The organism is Janthinobacterium sp. UMAB-56, from assembly GCF_900095265.1.
GTDB lineage: Bacteria > Pseudomonadota > Gammaproteobacteria > Burkholderiales > Burkholderiaceae_D > Janthinobacterium.
The window spans coordinates 516,577-520,826 of the sequence record NZ_LT607651.1; the positions used below are offsets into that span (position 1 = coordinate 516,577).

The 4,250-nt window shown below is 65.1% G+C and carries 5 protein-coding genes; 3 read left to right on the forward strand and 2 right to left on the reverse strand.

Annotated features, from left to right (window positions below; all coding sequences use genetic code 11):
- Positions 1 to 396 (reverse strand): tetratricopeptide repeat protein (locus tag K0F85_RS02420; RefSeq protein WP_257572466.1); only part of this gene is annotated, 396 nt, incomplete at its 3' end.
- A 283-nt stretch (positions 397 to 679) separates the two neighbouring features.
- Between K0F85_RS02420 and tssJ the strand changes: the two genes are divergently transcribed.
- From tssJ to icmH, 3 genes are read left to right on the forward strand one after another with little or no spacing between them, the layout of a single operon-like run.
- Positions 680 to 1,300, forward strand: coding sequence for a type VI secretion system lipoprotein TssJ (gene tssJ / locus K0F85_RS02425; protein ID WP_219114379.1), 621 nt, complete (start codon positions 680 to 682; stop codon positions 1,298 to 1,300).
- A gap of 37 nt (positions 1,301 to 1,337) precedes the next feature.
- Positions 1,338 to 2,708, forward strand: a complete 1,371-nt coding sequence (gene tssK, locus K0F85_RS02430; protein WP_219114380.1) for a type VI secretion system baseplate subunit TssK — start codon at positions 1,338 to 1,340, stop codon at positions 2,706 to 2,708.
- Positions 2,705 to 3,490 carry a type IVB secretion system protein IcmH/DotU gene (icmH, locus tag K0F85_RS02435; RefSeq protein WP_219114381.1) on the forward strand — a complete coding sequence of 262 codons (786 nt, stop codon included), beginning with the start codon at positions 2,705 to 2,707 and terminating at the stop codon, positions 3,488 to 3,490. Before tssK ends, icmH begins: the two co-directional genes overlap by 4 nt.
- Before the next feature lie 127 nt (positions 3,491 to 3,617).
- On the opposite strand, the gene K0F85_RS02440 is transcribed toward icmH, so the two are convergent.
- Positions 3,618 to 4,250 (reverse strand): OmpA family protein (locus K0F85_RS02440; RefSeq protein ID WP_257572468.1); only part of this gene is annotated, 633 nt, incomplete at its 5' end.

Here is a 4,250-nt window from a genome sequence, read left to right on the forward strand (position 1 = left end):
ATTGTTTTGCCGCGACAGGTCGGCCAGCGCCTTGCCGGACAGGCGCAAGCCGCTGACGGCGACGATGCTGTTGGCCACCTTGTCGTCCGGGTCGCGCTCCAGCACTTCGAGCGCATGACCGATGGCGTCGCCGTACTGGCCGCGGTCGAACTTCATCTGCGCCATTTGCAGCCACGGCGCCTTGTCGGCCGGGTAGCTGCTGCCGCCGCCCTGCAGCAGGGACATGGCGCGCTCATACTGGCCGGCGCGCGCCGCCGCATCGGCTTCGCTCATCACTTGCGCCAGGGTGGGCGCAGCAGGCTTCTTGGGCGCCGGCTGGTCCGGCGTGGCGCAGGCAGCCAGCAGCAAGGCGCTGGCGAGGCAGGCAATACGGGGCAACATGGTGGCTGGCTTCATCGGGGCATTCCTTCACGTGGAGGACGCTACCGCTGGGAAAGATGGGCGGCGCCTTGGTGGAGGCCATTATTGATCGCCAATTTTTTTACCAGATTGAGATTAATCAGCAAAGAAGAAGTTCCACGTCACAGCCGCTTGCAGCGACATGAATCCTGATCTGGCGCAGTCATTGTTTTGATCGCAGAGCGATTTTGCGCAAACGCAAGCAGGTCGCCCGTGCATGCGTTTAAATGACTGCAACACTTGCATTTCCTCCCACCATTTTGCAAAGATAGTCCAGCCCATGCCATCTGACGCCCCGCTCCGCCGCCTGGCCCGCGCCACCACGCTACTGCTGCCGGTATTGCTGCAGACCCTGTTGCTTGCCGGCTGTGCGGGCGGCGCCGTCGGCACCCTGGCCAATGCGGCGCTGCAATTGGCCGGCGTCGCCAAGCCGCCAGCGGAACTGCCCGACGCGCAAAAGCCGCCGCGCAATGTCAGCATCCGCCTGCATGCGGCGCAGCGCCTCAACACCGATGCCGACGGCCGGCCGCTGGCGCTGGTGGCGCGCATCTACAAACTGCGCCAGAGCGCCGCCTTCGAACAGGCCCGATACGACAGCTTCCTCGACGCGCAGCAGGAAAAGGCGGCACTGGGTGTCGACCTGATAGAAGTCAAGGAAGTGCTGCTGGTGCCGGGCCAGCGCTACGAAGTGCAGGAAAAAGTCAGCAAGGAAGCGTATTTCATCGGCGTGGTGGCCCTGTTCCGCGCACCTGCGGCGCAGCGCTGGCGCGCCACCTTTGCCGCCGCCGACGCGGAACGCGCCGGCATCACCGTCGGCCTGCATGCCTGCGCGCTCAGCGTCAGCGGCGTAGCCGGCATGGACATCGCCATGGCGCCGCTGGCGGCCTTGCGCTGCCAGTAAAGTGCACCGACACGCCACACATTCAAGGAGAAACAGCATGGGCATGGCAGCGAAAGTCTTGTGGGGAGAAGGCCTGTTCCTGCGGCCGCAGCATTTCCAGTGCCAGGATCAGTATCACGAAGCGCGCCTGCATCACACGGCCAGCGCGCTGCATCCCTACCTGTGGGGCGTGGCGCATATGCAGTGGGACCTGGCGGCGCTGAAGACGGGCACCCTGCGCCTGCAAGCCCTGTCGGCGATCTTCCGCGATGGCGAAGTGTTCGAGGCGCTGGGCGACGGCGCGCCCGGCAGCGATACCCTGCCCCCGCCGGTGGACCTGGAAGCGCTGCCGCCGGCGGTGCAGGAAGTGCGCTATTACGCGGCACTGCCCATCCTCAACCGCGAAGGCATGAATTACACGGCGCAGGCATCAAAGGCAGGTACGCCGGCGGCCACGCGTTTTGCGCACGCCATGCGCGCCACGCCCGACCTGTTTACGGAGTCCGCCGTGGCCGACGTGGCGTACCTGAAAAAGACCGTGCGCCTGATTCCCGACAGCGAGGCACGCGGCTCCTACGACTGCCTGCCGCTGATCGCCCTGCGGCGCACGGTGTCGGGCGGCTTCGAGCCCGTGCCCTCGTTCGTGGCGCCCAGCCTGGCGATCGCTGGCGCGCCGCGCCTGCAGGGCGTGCTGGAACATCTGCTCGATGCCTTGCAGGCGAAAGTGAGTACGCTGCACGGCCACCACCGCGAGCCGAGCCGCAACGTGATCGAGTTTCGCTCCGGTGACGTGTCCTCGTTCTGGCTGCTGCACACGGTCAGCACGGCCGCCGCCGCGCTGATGCACTATGTGCGCCATCCGGCCCTGCATCCGGAGCGCCTGTACGAGGCCCTGCTGGGCCTGGCGGGCGGTCTGCTCAGCTACTCCAAGCACTACACCCTGGCCAGCCTGCCCGCCTACGACCACGCGCAGCCGGGCGCCTGCTTCGACGCCATCGATGGCATCATCCGCGAACTGCTCGACACCGTCATCTCGTCAAAATATTTTTCCATCGCCCTGCTGGAAGACAAGCCGTCGTATTACCTGGGCAAACTCGATTCGGGCAAGATCGACCAGCACACCACCTTGTACCTGGCGATTCGCGCCGCCATGCCCGCCATCGAACTGGTGGAGGTGGTGCCCGTGCGCGTCAAGGCGGGCGCGCCCGACGACGTGGAAAAATGCGTGCTCACGGCCATGCCCGGCCTGAAGCTGTCGCATGCGCCGCAAGTGCCGGCGGCCATTCCCGTGCGGCCCGACACCTATTATTTTTCGCTTGAAAACCGTGGTGCGCTGTATGAGCAGATGCTCAAGGCGCAATCGATTTCCGTCTACGTGCCGGCCGGCATACGCGACCTGCAGCTGGAACTGATCGTGGTGACGGCATGAGCCAGCTCATCGAACGGCGCGCTGCGCCCTCCCTGCTGGCAGCGCTCGGTGCCGCCCCGGCAGGCAGCAGCCGGCAGGCCGGCGGCGCCCTGCTGGACCTGATGCACGAAGGCTTTTACATGCTGTTCATGCTGAAGAACGGTTCGGCGCCCGGCGACGAGCAAAGCTTCATGGAGCGCATCACGGCCTTCCTCGACGAGTTCGAGCGCGAAGCGAAAAAGATCCGCGCCGATGGCGACGATATCGAGGCGGCCAAATATGCATTTTGCGCGGCCGTCGATGAAATCATCCTGGCATCGCCTTTCTCCCTGCGCAAGCAGTGGGAGCGGCGCCCGCTGCAGCTGCTGATCTTTGGCGACCAATTGGCCGGTGAACACTTCTTCGACCGCCTCGACGCCTTGCGCGGCAAGGGCGCCATGCGCGTGCAGGCGCTGCAAGTGTTCCACATGTGTTTGTTGCTGGGATTTCAGGGCAAGTTCGCCATCGACGGCGGCGAAAAACTCAGCTACCTGACGGCGCGCCTGGGCGACGAGATCGCCCACATCAAGGGCAAGAGCCGCGGCTTCGCGCCGCGCGCAGAGCGCCCCGACCAGGTGGTCAACAAACGCGGCAGCGACGTGCCGCTGTGGGTCCTGTCGAGCTTTTTCGCCCTGCTGGCCATCTGCGCCTACCTGGGCCTGAAAACGCATCTGACGCGCGCCACGCAAACAACGCTGGCCGCGTATGCGGATGTCGTCAAACTGGCGCCGCGCCCAGCACACCTGACCATCACCCTGCCCTGAACACCTCACAAAACCTACTGCGCGTCGGTATAGGCGGACTGCGATGCTCACCGTGCTCTAGCGCGGTTACGCTTCTCGACCGCCTCTCCCTTCCGCTCGCTACGGTTTTGTGAGGTGTCAACCCAATCTACTGCGCGATTCTGAACTCGATGCGCCGGTTTCTCGCCCGGCCATCGACCGTCGCGTTGCTGGCCACGGGACGGTCCGGTCCCTGGCCCGACACCAGTACCGCGTCCGGTGCGACACCCTTGCTGGCCAGGTAGGCATGCACGGCTTCCGCGCGCGCCTGGCTCAGGGCTACATTGCTGGCGCGCAGGCCCGTGTCGTCCGTGTGGCCGATCACCTCCACCTTGCGTCCCCTCAGCTTGAGCATGACGGCCGCCATCTCGTCGAGGATGGCCAGGCCGGTCGGTGTGATGGAGGCCTTGCCGCTGTCGAATTCGATGATGCGTTTGTCGAGCGCCGCATCGAGCAAGCCCTGCTCGGCCTCGGCCGCCTTGACGCGCAAGCCATTGTTGACGACATACGTGGGATTGAGGCTGGTGGCGATGTCGCTGGCGATCTGCTGACGCTGCGCCTCGTTCGCCACTTCGCCGCGCACGCTGACGTTGTTGCCGTCTATGCTGATCTGCCCACGTGAAATGAGCTTCAGGTTCGGCTCGATCAGCTTTTGCACGTAGGCGTTCCAGTTGGCCGGCACGGCCACGTTGCCGATGGCGATCTGGTCGACCACGCGCTCGACGCCATACAGTTCGCGCAG

Coding starts and splice junctions, on each gene's coding strand:
- tssJ (WP_219114379.1), top strand. CDS start 680: ATGCCATCTGACGCCCCGCTCCGCCGCCTGGCCCGCGCCACCACGCTA.
- tssK (WP_219114380.1), top strand. CDS start 1,338: ATGGGCATGGCAGCGAAAGTCTTGTGGGGAGAAGGCCTGTTCCTGCGG.
- icmH (WP_219114381.1), top strand. CDS start 2,705: ATGAGCCAGCTCATCGAACGGCGCGCTGCGCCCTCCCTGCTGGCAGCG.